This window comes from Candidatus Poribacteria bacterium (genome assembly GCA_026706025.1).
Lineage (GTDB): Bacteria > Poribacteria > WGA-4E > WGA-4E > WGA-3G > WGA-3G.
Genome location: JAPOZO010000060.1, coordinates 76,246 through 94,252, shown reverse-complemented (window position 1 = coordinate 94,252; position 18,007 = coordinate 76,246). Strand labels below are relative to the sequence as shown.

Sequence of the window (18,007 nt, the reverse complement as noted above, 5' to 3'; positions counted from 1 at the left end):
GTTTCTTGATGAACTCAAAAGTCATCTGCTCTATGCAATTTTTAGTAGGTCTGCGTTCAACCCAACCTACAAAATTCAAAATCTGTTATCAAACTCACGTTTGTAATTAACGGAAATACTGCGTTAATCGGGCTGTTCGTTATTTATCACAGTCCTTTTTCTGCGTGATGATTGTTAACGCTTTATGGACTGTCCTCGGACGCGGGTTCTTTTGCTGGACGGATGTTCCATTTTTCAAAGGCAGTCTTGAAGGATTTCGCCTTCTCTCCAAAGTACAGATATTCGATGCTGCTCACGGGTACTGATACTTCTCCGTAGACCGATGAACGTCCTATCAGTTTACCATCTTTAGCTTCAAGCGGCTCGAAAATCAGCATTGAACCGTCGGTCAATGTGACGCGAACCTCAGTTTGAGTGGTTGATACCTGATGGAAACCATCACCACTGACATCAACGACCCGTGCCACACGATCTATCGGGACGGAAAACTTCCGCAATCTTGAATCAAACTGAATTGTTTGCCCTTGAAAGTCTAAGAATTTTCCACGTTTCATATCGCCTGTCTTCGCGACTAATATATGATTCGGTGGGTTATCTCGGTTGAAGCGCGGGACGGTTAAGGCGCGTTTCAATTTCAGAACCGACTTATCCTTTTCGGGGTTGGACGGTGTGGCCATGAGTCCGATCCACGCATCGCTTTCCATCCATTCTCGTCCGGGATTCACTTCTTTTACTTTTACTGTCCGTACCAGTTGTCCTTCGTCCAGTTTCTTCGCGTCGTCGGCATTTATTCTAAATACTAGTCGTTTTCCATCTTTATCCTGCCTAACCAGTTGCATTTTAACCACCCCATTTTCCTTATACTTAACCCTCAAGGAATCAAAGTCGGTTTCAGGTTGTGTTCTATCAATGCCCGGCGCGCGTGTTCTATTGGAGAACTCAAGTGCTTTCATATTTGCCGAATTTAAGTGCTGCGCCCTGATAAACGGCGATTGAAAATTGATGGACTTTCCATCATAAGCGGTGATCTGACACGGAAAGATCTCTCCGGTCTGCAGATGTAAGGTGTGAGGGAACTGAGCAGTGTCAAGATGTCGGGATACTTTTGATGTAGGTTGTAAAAACCGTCTGATATGTACTGCTCGGTTGTTTGCTAACCGCACGGGTTTCAATGCCCCCAGAGGCTCCCATTGTATGGACAATATACCCCGGTTTTCACGAAATAAAACGCGTCCGCGTAGATTTCCGGTGGCATGAAACAACATGTCCGTATTTTGAACCGTCCCGTTGGTTTTGCGATTTATATCAAAATGAAGTCGTGATGCACCCGCGAGCGAACAAGTTACTGGATCGTCAGCGAAAGCCGTCTGGAGGATCACACGCTCTGAGTTCACTTGTGTAACCTTGCCGTGCAAAACAACCTCATCAGGATATTTTATGTAGGGACTGGGTAACCCAGTCGCTACGTCCAATGCTGTTGATGGAGTCCCCGGTTGAACGACATGACTGATCTGCTGTAGATCAATATCTTGCTGGGTTCCATCTGTATCAAGCACGTAGGTGCTGTCTTTCTGGACAAATAGTTCGCCTTGAACGACTTTTCCATTCATCATATAGACGCGTGGTTTAGAAAAATCTACTTGTTGTGCTGTTGGCTCGGCAGTCGATTGAGGGTACACCTTTAACACTCGCACCGTCAGACCTTTGCCCCGATTCTGAATATAGAGACCTGATTCTTTGACCGTCGGCTTGACTCCTTCTAACCTTAGCAGCAAATTGCCATTGAAATCAAACACCCTTAGCACACCAGCCCCTTCGTCATAAGTCAGTCGCAAATGGAGATCGTGTTGTTCTGGCTGAATTGTTAACACAGGTTGAAACAGTGTGCCTTGAACAGCCACGAGTTTGTTGCTCCAGACTTCCAACCGTAGTGCCTGATATAGGTCCTTGCCGAATGCGAAAACAAATCTCGGAGGATGTCCGGTAAATGCCAATTCTAAGTCAATCTCAAAGTGTTTGGGCCACTTGAACGCGTGGAAGAGTTTTGCTTTATTTCGACTTGTCTGTGGATGACCTTCATTATCCCGATGCCAGTCATAGCTTGGCTCATGGAAAACCAGAGGTATAAGATCATCTATATCTTTCTTAGACTTGAATGATTTCCAATTTGTTAGTTGGGAACCGTCAAAAAGAAGGTTAGAGTAGTTTCGATGTTCAAGGCTACGAACTGCCGTACGCTTTACTCGAAATTGACCGTGCCGCTTGCTGGAGAAGAGAAAGGTGTTGTCATCGGAACCGATGAGGTCTGCTATCCAGACATCGTCGGATAGAGTGCTGACGCGAAAGGTCTCCGTTGCGGGGTTAGACGTTTTCGGGAAAACCACTGAATTCAATACATTGATATCAACCACCAGATCGTCCAAAAAGTATGGTGATGCCCAACGGATTGTTCCTGAACTGCTTTCCTGTAGTTGACCGGGAAGGCTTCCGCCATTTTTCCAGCGTAACAGCGTCTTTGTTTCTTCAGCCTGTACCGTTGGAAACCATAACACTATTACAACTAAAACCGCGAGCAGTATTTTGTTTACGTTTCGCCCCATTGTCATTCTCCTAAAAATTGTCACCGGTCTTTGATTCTTGGGGTTTGGCTTGGTGAAGGCTTGTCTTCGTACTCTGGTTCTTTCGCGGGACGGACGACCCATTCTTCATACGCAGATTTGAACGATTTTGCTTTTTCGCCGAAGTGGAGATACTGGATGCTCTCTATAGGCACCGATACTTTGCCGTAGATTGATGAGCGTCCCAATAGTTTACCCTCTTTGACTTCGAGCGGTTCAAAGATTAAAATTGGGTTGTCAGTCAGCGTAACACGTATCTCAGGGGAATAGTTTTGGCCAGGAAATCGCGCCTTAGCAAAAGTATTTGTAGACGAGTTCTTGGTCAAAGTTGTCGGTTTTCGGTTTTCAGTTAAAGAAGGATTTGATGAACCGACAACCTCTTGTGACTGACTACCGATTGCTGACAACTGAGGACTATTCACGCTGACATCAACGACCCGTGCGACACGGTCTATCGGAACGGAGAATTTCCGCAGCTTTGAATCAAATTGGATTTTTTGTCCGTTGATGCCTAAGAGTTCGCCTCGCTTTAAATCACCGTTACTCGCGACAAGAATGTGATTGGGTGGATTATCACGGTTGAAGCGCGGAATGGTTAACGCCCGTTCCAATTTCGCATCAAGTTTCCGACTTCTTGTTTCAAGCGGATCAAAGATGAGTTCAACGCCACGCTTAAGAGCGACGGCATCGTTTACAGCAAAGTCCCCTTCGACCTTCACCCACTTCGGTTGTTCCTCTTTTTTGTCCGAAAGTATGATGATTTCAACTTTACCGTCTTTAGCTCTACGCGTTACAGCATTCAAGATTCGACCATCTTCGAGTATAACGCGATGTTTACCTTTCCCACCTGTGATAGTAATAGGATTTCGATTTTCTGTTCTTGATTGTGTTTTTTTACCAGAGAACTCAATACCTTTCACGTGTTCCGAATCGATGTGCTGGGCACTGATAAACGGCGATTGAAAACCGATGCTCGTTTCATCATAAGATAAAACTTGACATGGAATGACTTCTCCATTCTTCAGGTGCAACAGATGCGGAAACTGTGCTATATCAAAAGGTTTCCGCTTTGATACACGTTGCAAAGCCCGTTCTACACGGATGCCTCGGACGTTCGCCAACCGCACGGACTCAGATGCGCCTGCAGGCTGCCATCGAAGGTTGGCAACATCTTTGCTGTCGAATAGCATATGACCTCGGAGGCTCCCCGACTCATAAAACAGTTTATCGTAATCTTCAGTGGGTGTTTGCGTTTTGGGTGTTGGCTCAAATTTAAGCAGTGAAGCACCTGCAAGTGAGCATGTTATTAGCTCGTCCACGAATGCGGTCTGTAGTTGCACGCTATCGGAATTCAATTGTGTGATCTGCCCACGCAGAACAGTTCCGTCAATATATGTCAACATCGTAGATTGATCGGTTGGCTTCAACGTGATACCGGGTTGAACGACGCGATCAATCTGCTGCAAATCAATATCCCGTCGCGTTCCATCTGTATCAAGAACGTAACTTCGGTTTTTCTCAACAAATAGTTTGCCCGGAACGATCTCTCCACTCATCATGTAGACACGGGGTTTAGAAGCATCGATTTGCCGGTTTGTAATCTCAGTAGGTTGCCGATAGACCCTCAACCGCCGCACGGTTAGATCCTGCCCTCGGTTATAAATGTAGATTCCAGATGCCTCGAGGGTCGGTTTGACACCATCTAATTTCAACAGCACATTGCCATTCAAATCAAGCACCTTCAAGACCCCGCTGTTTTCATCACCCGTATTTTCATGATAGGCGATCCGTAAACGGAAGTTTCGGCGATCAGGCTGAATCGTCAACACAGGCTCAAACAGTGTGCCTTGAACGACGACGAGTTCGTTGACCCAGGTTTCCAACCGTACTGTCTCGTACAGGTTTTTGCCGAGTGCGAAAACAAAGCTCGGGGGCCGCGCGGTAGATGCTAACTCCAGATCAATCTCAAAACGCTTGGGCCAGTCGAACGCGTAGAAGATGTTTGCCTTGGCGGTGTTTGTCTGCGGACGACCACCGCGATCCGCATGCCAACTCGGTTGAACCTCTTGTGAGAGTAGAACTGCTCCATCGTCTTTATCTTGCTCACGGAGTTTCCAGGCTGAGAGTTGGGAGCCGTCAAAGAGAAGGTTGGAATGCTCTCGACTCTCAAGCGTATAAATCATCTCTCGATTCACCCGAAACTCGCCGTGCCGTTTGCTGGAAAAGAGGAGCGTGTTATCATCCGAACTGATGAGGTTAGCCATCCAGATATCACCGGATACCGTGCCGACGCGAAAAGTCTCTGTTACTGGCACCGATTGTTTCGGAAAAACGATTGCGTCCAATACATTGATCTTGACAATCATATCATCGGAAAAGTGGGGTGATGACCAGTGGATTTCCCCCGACTTGCTTTCCAATAGTTGACCAGGAAGGCTATCCCCGTTTTTCCAATGCAATACGGTTTCTGTTTCTTCAGCCTGTGTCAAAGGAAGCCACAATATTGATAGTGCTGCTATTGCGACAAGTGTCTTTTTTCGATGCCACTGCATTGTTTTTCTCCATTTTCATCAGTTGTCAGTTCTCAGTACGGTTTTCTACGAAAACCTTTCAGTTGTCAGTTAAAGAGGTTTGTTGTTGCTTGGGTGTTTCCCATGATTTAATCACAACGGTCTTGTAACTGGCAACTGGTAACTATTCTTCTGATCGCTATCTACCTCTCGTAAATTGGCAATAGGCGATAATTCAGTGCCAAAGTGAGAACAGCCATTCCGGTCGCGTAGGCACTCCCGTAGCTACTCGTGAAGCTGCCATCTTCTTGCTGCATCCCTTGAAGCCGCTCAATGATCCGTTGATTCCAAGCTTGCCATGCCTTGAAGTCGCTTTGGAAGAGTGCCTGCGCCATATAGTAGAGATTGTAGAAGGTGTACCGACTGCGTACACTTTGATCCATTCTGCGCTTGATAAACTCGGAGGCGGATTTGTATTCTGGGGTATCCTTCCTTTTTCCGATTGCGTAAACGAGTGTTCCAATGGCTGTCCGAGTGAGTCCGTCGCCATGACTGCTCATGGGTTGGTAAGAGACACCGCCACCTCGCATGGTGCAAGTTTGAAAAAAAGTTAATGCCTTATCAACAGCTTCGTTAGGGACCTCAATTCCAGCGTTTCGTGCGCCGAGTATGCCCATCAACACGGTGCCAGCGACGGTTGTGTCGGCATCTTGGGATCCTGGTGAATACCGCCAAGCACCCCACGGATTTTTTTCTTGCGCGGTTAACGCACACCGTACTGCAAGTTCCAGAGCCTCGCCGATGGTACGTCGCCGATTGGCGGGTGTATCACTCCCTTTCCAGAGGAGTTCTTCATTTACTGCACCATACGCCTCGGAGAGTGCTAACATCGCAAAACCGTGGTGGTACATTGATCCATGCCCGTACCCTGTCATGTACCCGGTTTTCGGATTCTGATTTATGATCATATTGCGCAAGGCTTTACGGATATGCGTGGCATAAGGTCCGTAATCCGGATCCTCGCCACTCGCCATAAATGCCATGACACAAATCCCGGTGATTCCTGCCCCATTCTGTCCGCCTGGCCAGCTGCCGTCTTCGAGTTGCGTGTTAGCAAGATACCGCAAGCTCCGGTCGTTGATGCTTCTAACCGCTGGTGGTACCCCTGTACCGTAGCGGATCGTGGGATCTTGCGCGTGGGTTTCCAATATGCTGAGCAACATCAGGAAACTGGAAAACCCGATAATGAATCTGTGTTTTTTCTTCATCTTTTCTGATTCTCCTTACGATTATTCTTTCTCTACTGGTGGACCGAACAGTTGTCCAAATTCGCGCCGCTGCCAAGAACTCAGTATCTTGAGGTCTGTTTGTTGAGAAAATTGCATGAATAGTGCCATGACTGCTTCCTCATTTGAGGAGGGGAGCGTCACTTGTGCTGCTACAGTTTCTAAGTGGTTCCGCTGTGTTTCGTCCAAGAGGAGCTGGTTATCTATAAGTGCTACCAACCTATCGCGTAGCACCTGTTGCCGCAAGTTGTCTCTTTCGGTTTGGTGGGCGCGATATAGTTTAAAGGCATCTTCGGAGAGTACATCCTTGATGGCTTGTTGATAGAGTGGGTGATCTGTAATATCAACCCCTTCCCTTAAGGTTTTGAGTTTCTCTGCAGCTTCTTTGGGAGTGATTTCGCCAGCCTGCTTGGGTTTCGCATCGGTTTCCGGTTTTGTTGCTTCAGGCGTTTTGCCATGAATTTCGAGGTATTGTTGAACGATCCCTTTGGCGGCTACTCGTAGATGTCGAGAGGCACGCTCATCGAGTGGTTGTAACAGTTCAGTATGTGCTGCCAACTTGGCTTCCATGAGCTGCCGCATCTGCTCTATACGCTCTTGAGATTCTGGTGTGTTACCTTTATCGGCGGTCTGTTTATTGAGCTGCTCAAGTATCGCGTCAGCCTCTTTTTCTTGCACTTTGCCAGCATCGACCGCACCCTTTATTACAACTTCGGGTATGGGTGCGGCAATTTCGTGTAGTTCCTCCAAATCTGCGCTAACGAGTCCATGCCAAATTTTGGATTGTGTCTGGCTCAATATCTCGTCCAGAGAGAGTTTTAACTTATAGTGCACCAGATGGGCTGCGTTCAGTGAATTAAGCATTATGATCATTGAGTTTGGGAAGGTATCACTGTCCTTCGTGTCAAGTAGTAATTGTTCAATTTTTTGGCGTTGATCGGTCGTTAGGGAGAGTTCTCGGTCAAGCATCACGACTATTTGACGTGCGATTGCTTGTTGGTATAGCTGCCATCTATTTTGGTTGAGTTTCAGATACTCCTGAAGTTGCGTCTCGGTCAGGTGTTTAGCAAATATTGCCTTGGTGTGTGGATGTGACAAAAAGAATTCAAGTAGTGCTATGTTGCCCCCTTCCAATGCCTTCGCGAAGGCACGCAGACTCTCGTTCTGCGTTAGCACAATCTTATTTGAATTGTAAATTGACTGACGAAGTGATTTGGTAGCTGCCTCATTGAGATTGTAACGCTTACCGATACTTTCACCGACGCGCGCAAGTAAAGATTCGATTTGCTTGTCAAGGTTAGGATCCAAATTTACGCCTTGCGTTTTAGAGGACAACCCAATATTGCCCTTTTCAGTCATTTTGAGCGGGACAAAATGATCTCCACCGTTAACGATTGTAACGGGTTTTCCGCGGCGGTCATTGTATCCTTCCTTGTGGATACTGATGGTATAGCGTCCTGCGGGGATACCTGCTTTTTTATAATCGCCGTTGGCATCTGTTTTTGTTGTATGCTCTGTGCCGTCTTGGGCGACAATTTTGACCTCAACACCTTCAATCGGATTTTGTTCTGGGGTTGTGTCGGTAATCATGCCACGAATAGTACCACCATTTATAGCGTTGTCCTGGGCAAGGGCAATGCCAGTAAACATTCCGACCCAAGCAGTAACTATTAACACAAAACTAAAACGAGTCATCTATTTGCTCCTTTTCATAGTCATCTCCGCCACATCATTGGACCGAACACGCGTTTAAATTCGTCCTGCTGCCAATGTGTCAGGATCTCAAAGTTTACTGTCTGTGGGAAAAGTTGGAAAAACATGAACTCCGCGGATTTCTTTTCCTTAAGTGGACTGGGTACCAATTGCGATGCTGCTGTTTCTAACGTTTCCCGCTGTGTGTCGTCCAAAAGCAGCTGCGTGTCTATGCACGCCACTATCACATCACGCAGCACCTGTTGATGCCAAACTTCTCTTTCCGCTTGGGACGCGCTATACTGCGCGAACGCCTCTTCAGAAAGTACATCTTTAATAGCTCGTTGATACATCGGATGATCCGTAATGTCAACGTTTGTACTTCCATCTCCCCACAATTCCTCCCTCGCTTCGGGAGTTTCGTCTTGGGCTTCAATGTACTGTTGTGCCACGCCTTTGGCAGCAAGTGCCAAACGCCGAGTGGCACGCTCGTCGAGGGAACCTAACAATTCGGTATGCGCTGTGAGTTTGGCTTCGGCGATCTCCATCATTTGTTCTTGAGATGCTGCTGTCCCTGCGTTAAATTCAATCCAAGGTTGTAGTCTCTCCGGCGGGTCAATCGCTACTTCATTAATCACTACTTTAACTTCGTTCTCTATCTTGACAGGCTTGGCTGCTTCCTTGCGGATAAACGGACGCTTTTTGTTTCGATCCACAATTTTACCCGCATCTACCTTTTTATCCGCGATGCCAACCTGAACCTCGACTTCGGGCATGAGGACAGCGAGATGCTCTCTGTTCGCATTTGTGTTAACCAACGCATGCCAAACCTTGGATTGCGCTTCGCTCAAGGTATTATCCAGAGAGATTTTCAATCTATGATGCACCAGATGCACTGCTTTCTGCGAACTGATCCGTAGGGTGTTCATTGAACTTGCGAAACCACTATTCCTCCACGCAGCACCACGCAGCAACTTCACAACTTTTTCGCGTTGATCTGCCGTCAAACTGAGTTCTCTGTCAAGTGCAGCGGTTATTCGACGAGCGACCGCCTCTCGATCTCGCTGCTGTCGTGCTGCTGTGAAGTCCAAATAATCCTGAAGCTGCGCCTCGCTCAAGTGTTCAGCAAACGCTGCCTTGCAATCGGGCTGTGCCAATAACATTTTGAACGCTATACTTGCATTCGCGAAGGTACTCAGACCACCAATCTGCGCCAGTAGCCCCTCAATAGAATTAACCATTGACTGATAAAGTGATTTGACAACTGCTTCGTCCAGCTTGTAACGCTCGCCCATACTTTCAGCAACACCTTGGAGTAACGACTTAGTTTGCTGCTTGATTCGCTGTTTAATGACCATCCTGTCTATTTTGCCTGGTTGCACCTCAAACAGATTGACCTTACCTTTCTCAGCCATTTTGAGTGGAACGAAGTGGTCGCCACCATCAACAATGGTAACAGATTTCCCAACGCGCTTGTCGTATCCGTCCTTAGATATGCTAATCAGGTAGCGTCCGGCGGGGAGCTCAGCGTGTTTGTAATTGCCATCTGCATCTGTCTTTATTGTCCATTCCTTGCCGCTATCTTGTGCAACAATCTTGACCTCAACGTCCTCAATAGGGTTCTGCGCTGGCGTTACGTCAGTAATCTGTCCGCGGAGGGTCCCACCGCTCATCGCGGCACCCTGAGCAAAGACAATATCAGTAAACATACTGACACAAGCGGCTAATATCAACATGAAAATAAAACGAGCCATCTGTTCCAGACCTCCTTGTGATTATTTTCTCCTCGTTCTTGCATTGAACGGACGTTTTGTTCATAACTTTCAGTGTGAATTTGGTGTAAATTATTGAACGTTCCAACATCTAATCTTCTCGAATTGTAGCTAAACCGGTCTGCCATTCTTGTCCTTTTTTCCCAGCGTAGAGCATGGCATAGGTATCACCGATTTCGAGGATTTGCCCCGTTAACACGCTGTCGCAATCGAATGCTTCAGGGGTGTCCGATGGTGTAAATATAGGATTGTAAGGGTTCGGTTCAAAGGTCTGAAAATCGCGAGTCCGGACATGTCCCATCCGCCAGACTTCGCCATCGAAACCGCCATAGATAATATGGAAGTACTGTGGTCCTTTGAACAATTCGGTTTCACGAACGGATTTGCTATCCCATGTTTCCCCACTTCCTGTGAAAACCGGATTGGCAGGATTTTTTGTGACCGCTGCTGGATCGCTCGTCGGTGCGGTGGCGTGACACATTGTGAGTCCCTCGCCGAAAGATCGTGTCGCCTTGCCGGTATAAACGATGTGAATTGTGTCGCCTTCTACTGCTACCGAAGGGTGTGTTGATCCGTGCCGTTCGTGTTCGGTATCTGCGGGAATAACAGGCGTATGCTGAACGCGCTGCCACTCGCCTAAGTCTCCATCGCTCACAAGCAGACCTGTCTGTTCGGGTGTTGTTTCTCCTTTGCCCCGATAGTACATATAATACTTCCCATCAGCAGGATTTAGGAACGGAAAAGGGTACTCGACGGCTGCGTTATCAAAACCGTCCGTTGAGGGTTCAATAATAGGGTTCCGTGCGTCCTGCGTGATGTCCGTGAGATCATCAATAGGAGCCGTGGCGTGCATTATCAACCAGCGAACGCCAAGATCCCGTTTACACCAGATGTAGTGTACCGTCCTGTCAACAATGATCGCATGTGTTGCTGCTGCCCAGAGTGGTGGCGGCAACGCGATGATCGGATTACCTGTTTCTATCCGCTTGAAACTGGCGAACAACTCAAACGGAATAGCATCTTTTCTTTCATTGATTTCCATCGGTCTATCCTCTGTTTAACAGTATACCGTGTATCTACTATCTTCCTTCTAAAACGTTAAAATAAGCGTCCAGTCCCTGACGAAATTCCTCTGGTAACACGCGCCCTGTTTTGCCTGTCGCTTGTCTGGGTGAACGGTTCTCAAGAAAGGCTGTGCCGGTGTCGTCCCCAATCCCCGTGAGCCTCAAGGCGGCAGCAGTTGCCGGTGGTGCTGTCATTACCATCGGCGTATTTGGAATCCGGCATGTTTGGAGCAGAATTTCGATGACTTCCGTTATCGCTGCAATCGCCTTGGGACCCGTATCCGGTTCCGCGAGGATGTCTTCTACCTCATCCATAACGTCTGCGGCTGCCGTCACCTTCGCGAGTTGCTGTTGAATGAGGCGTTCCTGAGCGTTAGGTAAAAGGCTAATTTGCGCTGCGACTTCGCGAGTATCCTCGGTGAGCGTAATCTGTGTATCGTATAAAGTGATACTACGCTCTGCGTATTCGTCGGATGTAATTGCTTTTTTCGCCTGTTCAAGTTCGCGCGTCTCCTCCCGCAACTGGATCTCGCGATCGATAATGCGCAACACTTCCAAGACGATTTCTGGCGGTAGGTTTGGCAATTCTATCATGCCGCCCTCTGGGGGTGGTCGATTGGGCGGATCTACCAATTGTTCTGCCCATCGATCCAGGGTATCCGCCCAAAATTCCGCCTCAATGGTAGATTGTCCGACGAAATTTTTGTTAATCGTCTTTGCTATGTCTTGCATCTGATTTGAGACAAGCGCGTCCTGCATCTCCGAAAGCACGCGCAAGTAGTTTGGAGAAGGGCGGCGATCGGAATAAGCCACCATGTCTTGTATGATAGTAGATACAGTTTCAGACTCGTTGGTTTCTCGTTCCGCCAAACGTTCCCGATCAGATTGGTTATTTAGAGCGGCGGTGCGGTCAAGACCGAAACTATCAAGATTGTTCAGGTCTACTGCGATATCGATCTGTTTTCGCGAGGCGGCTTTCAATCGTTTCACAAACGTGCTGTTTTCAAAGCTGACGAGCAGCCTGCTCATCTCGTCTGCTAATTTGGCAAAAGCATCCAGCAGTTCCTGCTGCTCTTCGACGGCTTCAAGGACGAGATCCGCTGCTTGAGGTGCCGGTGTCTCTTCGTCTTCTGACTTTTCATTGTCCCTTCCGCTGCCTTTGAGCATGGTTGTAGGAATACGGAGCCCCCCCACGATCTGCGGTGCCTGTCCTTCCGCTGCGTCTTCACCTTTGTTGAACCCTGACTCAACGTCGGAGACAGTAGGCGTTGGATTGGCGGGAGTAAAACCGGGTTTACCACCTTGTGGCTGTTTGCTCCGGTCTACGCTGACCCCCTTGCCGGGTTTGTTCGGATCCTCTGGAATTTCATCTAAACCTTCAGGTGGCAGGATATTGTCAGGTCCATACTTCTCCACCTTTTCTGAGTCATTCGGTTCACCGCCAGAAGACGACCGTTGTGCTTGGGCTGCCGGCTGTCCTTGTTCTCCAGCATTCGTGGTAGATTTACCAGCAGAAGCCGTTTCAGCAGGGCTTCCGGGTGCCTCAGCGGCACGCGAAAGTAGGTCTGCGACAGAAGGCATTCTCTGTCCAGCGATCTCATCTAACTGCTCAATTATATCTCCCCATGCCTCCAGTTGTTTTGCATCAAATTCTTCATTCTTCGCTGCTTCTTGAACCAACTCTGTGCCGGTTTCGACCAGACTGTCAAGTCTTGCTGCGTTGGCGCGTTCTGCGGCAGCTTGTTCTTGGATCCGCTTGCGCTGCGCGGGATCGTCAAGGGTTTCCGGGGGTAGGTCGCGTAGTTCGCGGTTGATTTGGTGCAGTTGTAGTTCCTTGTCGTGAACATCCTTTGCAGCACCCGTCCAGAGCTGCATCTGTCCGACTAACCACTTGAAGTGTTCTGATGGCGTGAGTACGTGGAGGACAAGAGGCGACGAATAGACGCGATCGCGGTTAGGTAGGTAGTCCTCCGCATAGGCACGCAAGCGGAGACTCTGTGGTTTCACACTCTCACGCTTCGGGGAAAATGTGGCAGCGACGGTCACGGTGTCCGCTGTCGGTGTCCCTGCGGATACTATTTTCTCGCCGCTGGTGGGTTCGGGGTTGTGAATTGGATTGGCGATACCCGTCCATTCTAAGCCGATCCGTTTTACACCGAAATCGTCCGATGCCTGAATCTCAAAAGCAAGCACTTCATTAGAAATGACGACCTGATTATTCTTTAATTTGTTGAGAGCAACTGTTGGTGATTCATCATCGAGTGCCTCAAACCGTAGCACTTGTGGTTCACGGGCGGCGAGACCGAACCGATCCCGCCATGTCAGGTGCATTTCTGTCGTCGTTTCTACCGCTATTGGTTCGGTTGTCACGCGCACACCATCCACCTTTTGGGGACGATTGTTCAGAGTTGCTTCCGACAGTTCACGTGTCGTGGTGGCTTCTAAGGTGGCGGTACTACCCTTCACTAAGTTCACAATTCCGCCGCGGATATCATCTATGCGTGGTTCTTGGCGTTGTAGATAGTCCGGTAATTGGACTTTAGCAGTGAGATTTTTTAGTGCGGGACGCAACTTGGGTTCAACGGGAATAGAACGTCGTGCGTCTCCGACGCGGAGTGCGACGCTTCCGTCCTTGGTTTGCGGCGGTAATTGGAATTTGTAGGTTGCCCCGTCGCGTTCAGCAACTATAGGGGTCTGTTCTGCGTATTGTGCCTCGCCCGACTCAGGTTTCCATGGTGAATCCTCTTTGAGGCGGGCTTCGACATCAAAGGATTCCGCGTATGCCACAACGCGCCGATCAGCGTTACCTTCCAACTGTGCGAAGGTATACCGTTCCACGTTTCGCCACGGGGTCAGCCATCGAGCGAGCGTGTTCCGACTCGTTGCGGGAATCACAATGCTCCCGATGACAACCAGTATTATCGGAATGCCTGCCGCATAAGCCCAGCGGCGGTGTCGAGGATTTGGGACAGCATTTGCGAGGTTATGCTTTGCGACCTCGGCATCAACCTGACGCATCGCTGCTTCAACTAACGCGGGGCTTGCCGATTGATCTGTCCGACTGGATGCGAGTTCCACGATACCGAGCACGTGATCGCCAAAACGTGGAAACTTATGCTGCAACAGTCGAGCGATACCTTCCAAACTCCGGTGTCGCCACACCCAATTATAGTACTTTAGGGGCAAAAAGAGCACCATTCCCACCATACCCATCAGTAGGATAAGTACCCGCAAGAGCGTAGGTGTATCAAACATGCGGTCTAAGCCAAACACGACAAGATATGAAATCATAATGCCGAAGAGTGCTGCCAGTGTCCCTTCAGCGAGTTTGACTATCCATACGCGTTTTTGGTACTGTTCAAGTGCTGCCTTCATGCGCGGCGGTAAGTTGACTGCATCCTTTTGTGAGCGCGTTTTTGCTTGTGTTTGGTGCATGGAAATCTCCTCGTATTGGTTATTAGTTGTCAGTCATCAGTTTTCAGTAATTAGCAGTCAGTCGTCAACTATCAGTGGGAGGGGTGCAACCCCGCCAGCAACTATACCCAACCGTCATCAACCATCAATGTCAATGGCGACTCCATCTCTTCAAGGGGTAGATGAATCCGCTGTCGTTTCCGAGACGATTCATAAATTGCCATAAGGAGTTCTAAGGAAGCGTATCCCTGATAACCGCTTGAGCGGTGTTCTCTGTCTTCCTCAATGGCTGCGATTATGTCTTGTACGGGATCAGTTTCCGATGGCAATTCTGGCGTTACCCATGCTCCATCAGATTGCTGGTTGCGGATACGGAGTCCGGGTCCACCCGGCGCAGCCAGTTCAATTTCGCCTTCTGTCCCGTAGCAGTAGATATGGTGATAACCGGGGGCGGTATCGTTACCAGATTCAATGATACCCCGGACATTGTTTTCAAATTTGAAATACCCGATCGCGAAATTCTCGGAGTGCAGATCATATTTGGTCGGCGTGCCGATCCGTTCGATTTGACCTATCACCCAACTGACGGGACGGTCGCCGTAAATAAATCGCATCAGATCAACGGTGTGTGTAGCGTTGTCTTTCAGGTCACCGCCGCCACAGATGCCGTGAATTCGGAAGAGTTCACCAATCTGACCGTCGGCAATTATCTGTTTCGCGGCAGCATACGGCGCGGAAAACCGTACTTGATGGTCAATCGCTAATTTCACACCGTGCTGTGAACATGTCTCAAGCATCTCTCGCGCCTGTCCGAGGTTTTCCGCCATCGGTTTTTCAGAAAGAATTGCTTTCACGCCCCGTTTTGCGACTTCAATCACGATCGGTGCGTGCAGTTTCGGGCGCGTACACACCGAAACAATATCAATATCTTCTGTTTCGAGCATCTCAATATAATCGGTATACTGCTTTTCAACGCCGTACTGCTCACTATAAGCTTTAGCGCGTTCTTCATCAATGTCGGCAATCGCTGTTAGTATCGCTCTCGGTTCTTTTACATACCATCCAGCGTGCATGTGAGAAATTCCACCGCAACCGACTATTGCAACTTTATAGTTATTAGGCATTATAAATTCCTTCTGTGGCTTTCTTACTCCAGTTGTTGGTTATCGGTTTGGTTCCCGTATTCACTCCTTGATGGTATATTATACCATGTTCGATTGAACGTGTCTATTTGCTTTTAGATCAACCCCAGGGTCATTCAATTTTAAGAAATTATTGGATTGGATGTCTTTTTTTTCAGGATCCGCTGCGAAATGCTGCGAAAATTTCTGCGTTTTGTTTTAAAACATAACATATATAAAGTATTAACACCTGCGAAAAGGACAACGCCAAAAACCAAAAATCTACAATTGAATGGCTCTGAGATCAACCCTATTACACTGCACCGTTCATTTTTCTTGCGACCCAGAACGCCCCAAGTAGAAAGACTAAAACGCCCGCCCAGATAGGGTGTGCCCAGAGCCGCGTCCGGTGGACAGTCGGTGCTGGCTCCGGCAAGGCTGCGAGATGCTCCAATAGACTCGGCACTTCGGAAACCGGTACCAACTTACCCTCGGTAATCTTAGCGATCTCATCTAATACATCAAAACGCGCCAAACGTCCTTGTTGTTCACGATTTAAGCCTTGTACCGATAGATCCGTCTGAACAGAGGCACCGGTTTCACTGCTACTCGCAATAAGGCGATAGTTACCGGGTTCTTTCGGCACAAACGAACCGACGAATAAGCCCGCCAGATCCTCTGTGCCCGGTTGAAGTCGAATTGTCTGCGTTTTGCCCGATGGTGAAATTGCTTGTACAACAACTGAACCCCTATCTAAAGGCCCCCCTACATTGTCAATAGCGTTGGCATTCAACGTCAACACGTCATCGACGTTGGGTCGATCAGGTGCGTAAAACAAGCGTATTGCTTCGCTTTGTGCCATCTGTCGGCGGTATGCCATCCACCGCGCGACTTGACTCCAGAAGCGATAGTGGTATTTATCTTCAACACCGTGCCGCCAACGCCAAGCACTATCTGTTCCCATAAAAAGGACTTTACCGGTGCCATAGGTCTTGGTCACGATTAATGGTACGCGTCCGGAAGCAGTCGCGACTTGATCGTGTACTGCCAGTGTCTCAGTGCCAGCCTTGGCGCGCTTGACTCCGGTATACCAGAAAAATCCTGGCAACTTACGCCATACTTCGCCGTTATCTTGGTCGGTATCTCCAAGACGTGTGAGCAAACTTCGCTGCCCTGACGCAGTGAGTGCGAAATACCCTTGTATATTCGAGCCGACACCTTGAGGTGTTGCTGGATCCAAGACCACGGGATAGAGGTCGGCGAGCGGACCGGGAATTAACGTGTCATGAGATCCTGAGCGTCCCGGCATAAAGACGATCCCTGAAGCTTGGGCACTGACTAACTTCCGTAATTCCTGGACTTGTTCAGTCGTTAATTGGTCTTCTTTCACACCGACATCGCCAAGGAACACTACGTCATAACGACTGAGTTCCCTTGCGTCAGGAAAACGTTTAATATAAGTGCGACCGCCGCCGACTTGTGGCAACTCAGGATGAAAAAGAAGGCATGTTACTTCAACGCCTTGATCCCGCTCTAAAGCATTTCGTAGGTATCGGTACTCCCACCGCGGAAACGATTCGATGACAAGGACTCTCAATTGTTCCTCACGTATTGATATCGGTGCGGATATCTCATTATTTTCCGGGATCAATTCCTCGGCATCCTGTGCGATACGGAGGTTTAACGTGTAATTCTCTGTCGCTGGGGGTGTCCAGACGATATTATCTTGCGCCTGACTCATGGCAGGGACACCGACAACCTTGGTAACCTTTGCCTCGTTATTGACGCTGAGTGTGACACTCACATCCCGGTCCTGCCCTAAAGTGCTGCGAACAACAAAGGGGATACGGAGCTGCTTATTTGTTACTCCAAAAGTCGGCGCGTCCATCCTGACTAACTCAAGGTCCGGTAGTGGTACCTTACTGCCGACCCCTACTGCAAAGACGGGAATCCCTTTCATCCGAAACCGTGTAGCTGCCTCCACGGGGGAGTTACCGACATTCCAATCACCGTCCGATAGAAGCACCACGCCGCGAAGGTTTGTGTGGTTGTCGAGCACGTGTGACAGTCCAGCATTCAAATCTGTTGCTTCTTCTGCAGGGTCCAACTGTGAAGAGAACGGCTCGAACACCACGTTAATATCCGTCGTATCCGACGGTTTCCAGACTGCCTCGGACATCAGCGGTTGAATTGTCTCAGCGCGGCTCTTGCGTTCGCCGGAGAGGTCTTGGTCGTCAAAGACATCCCGCGTCTCCATACTTTTGGATTGGTCCCAGAGCACCGCGAGCGTTGAACGTCGATCTGGCGGTTGTATCTTCAACCATTCGGGCTGATTTAGTGTGGTGACCACTAAGCAGACCAGGACAAAACGCAGCAACTCAAGCCATCCGGTTCGCATGCGATAACCGCTACGATGCCATGCCAACCAGCACAGGACACCGGTCACAGCCACGATAAACAGTCCCAAGGCCATGATGGAGCTGCTTGAGAGAAATTCGAGGCTTCCCTGTTGTTCTTGCATTTTTTCCCT

The 18,007-nt window shown here is 48.8% G+C and carries 9 protein-coding genes; all 9 read right to left on the bottom strand.

Annotated elements, in window-relative coordinates; translation table 11 throughout:
- Positions 1–182: 182 nt before the first annotated feature.
- The 9 genes from OXH00_14635 to OXH00_14595 all read right to left on the bottom strand — a co-directional run bounded on the left by OXH00_14635 (position 183) and on the right by OXH00_14595 (position 17,998).
- Entirely contained in the window at positions 183–2,600 is a 2,418-nt protein-coding gene (locus tag OXH00_14635; protein MCY3742249.1) for a hypothetical protein, read from the bottom strand.
- A gap of 20 nt (positions 2,601–2,620) precedes the next feature.
- Positions 2,621–5,170, bottom strand: a complete 2,550-nt coding sequence (locus OXH00_14630) for a hypothetical protein (GenBank protein ID MCY3742248.1) — start codon at positions 5,168–5,170, stop codon at positions 2,621–2,623.
- A gap of 161 nt (positions 5,171–5,331) precedes the next feature.
- Positions 5,332–6,396: a terpene cyclase/mutase family protein gene (locus tag OXH00_14625; GenBank protein ID MCY3742247.1), complete on the bottom strand. Its 1,065-nt coding sequence runs from the start codon at positions 6,394–6,396 to the stop codon at positions 5,332–5,334.
- Positions 6,397–6,417: 21 nt separating this feature from the next.
- Positions 6,418–8,109 (bottom strand): carboxypeptidase-like regulatory domain-containing protein, encoded by a 1,692-nt coding sequence (locus OXH00_14620; protein ID MCY3742246.1) that lies wholly within the window; start codon positions 8,107–8,109, stop codon positions 6,418–6,420.
- Positions 8,110–8,129: 20 nt separating this feature from the next.
- On the bottom strand, positions 8,130–9,860 hold the full coding sequence (locus OXH00_14615; protein MCY3742245.1) for a carboxypeptidase-like regulatory domain-containing protein: 1,731 nt from the start codon (positions 9,858–9,860) through the stop codon (positions 8,130–8,132).
- Positions 9,861–9,969: 109 nt separating this feature from the next.
- Positions 9,970–10,920, bottom strand: coding sequence for a hypothetical protein (locus OXH00_14610; protein ID MCY3742244.1), 951 nt, complete (start codon positions 10,918–10,920; stop codon positions 9,970–9,972).
- 37 nt (positions 10,921–10,957) lie between these two features.
- Positions 10,958–14,377 (bottom strand): hypothetical protein, encoded by a 3,420-nt coding sequence (locus tag OXH00_14605; protein MCY3742243.1) that lies wholly within the window; start codon positions 14,375–14,377, stop codon positions 10,958–10,960.
- Between the two features lie 101 nt (positions 14,378–14,478).
- Entirely contained in the window at positions 14,479–15,480 is a 1,002-nt protein-coding gene (locus tag OXH00_14600; protein ID MCY3742242.1) for a Gfo/Idh/MocA family oxidoreductase, read from the bottom strand.
- A 310-nt stretch (positions 15,481–15,790) separates the two neighbouring features.
- Entirely contained in the window at positions 15,791–17,998 is a 2,208-nt protein-coding gene (locus OXH00_14595; GenBank protein MCY3742241.1) for a hypothetical protein, read from the bottom strand.
- Between the last annotated feature and the right edge of the window lie 9 nt (positions 17,999–18,007).

Excerpts from the sequence above, each read along its gene's own strand:
- OXH00_14610 (MCY3742244.1), bottom strand. The coding sequence starts at position 10,920 with ATGGAAATCAATGAAAGAAAAGATGCTATTCCGTTTGAGTTGTTCGCC.
- OXH00_14625 (MCY3742247.1), bottom strand. The coding sequence starts at position 6,396 with ATGAAGAAAAAACACAGATTCATTATCGGGTTTTCCAGTTTCCTGATG.
- OXH00_14615 (MCY3742245.1), bottom strand. The coding sequence starts at position 9,860 with ATGGCTCGTTTTATTTTCATGTTGATATTAGCCGCTTGTGTCAGTATG.
- OXH00_14595 (MCY3742241.1), bottom strand. The coding sequence starts at position 17,998 with ATGCAAGAACAACAGGGAAGCCTCGAATTTCTCTCAAGCAGCTCCATC.
- OXH00_14620 (MCY3742246.1), bottom strand. The coding sequence starts at position 8,109 with ATGACTCGTTTTAGTTTTGTGTTAATAGTTACTGCTTGGGTCGGAATG.
- OXH00_14605 (MCY3742243.1), bottom strand. The coding sequence starts at position 14,377 with ATGCACCAAACACAAGCAAAAACGCGCTCACAAAAGGATGCAGTCAAC.
- OXH00_14630 (MCY3742248.1), bottom strand. The coding sequence starts at position 5,170 with ATGCAGTGGCATCGAAAAAAGACACTTGTCGCAATAGCAGCACTATCA.
- OXH00_14635 (MCY3742249.1), bottom strand. The coding sequence starts at position 2,600 with ATGGGGCGAAACGTAAACAAAATACTGCTCGCGGTTTTAGTTGTAATA.
- OXH00_14600 (MCY3742242.1), bottom strand. The coding sequence starts at position 15,480 with ATGCCTAATAACTATAAAGTTGCAATAGTCGGTTGCGGTGGAATTTCT.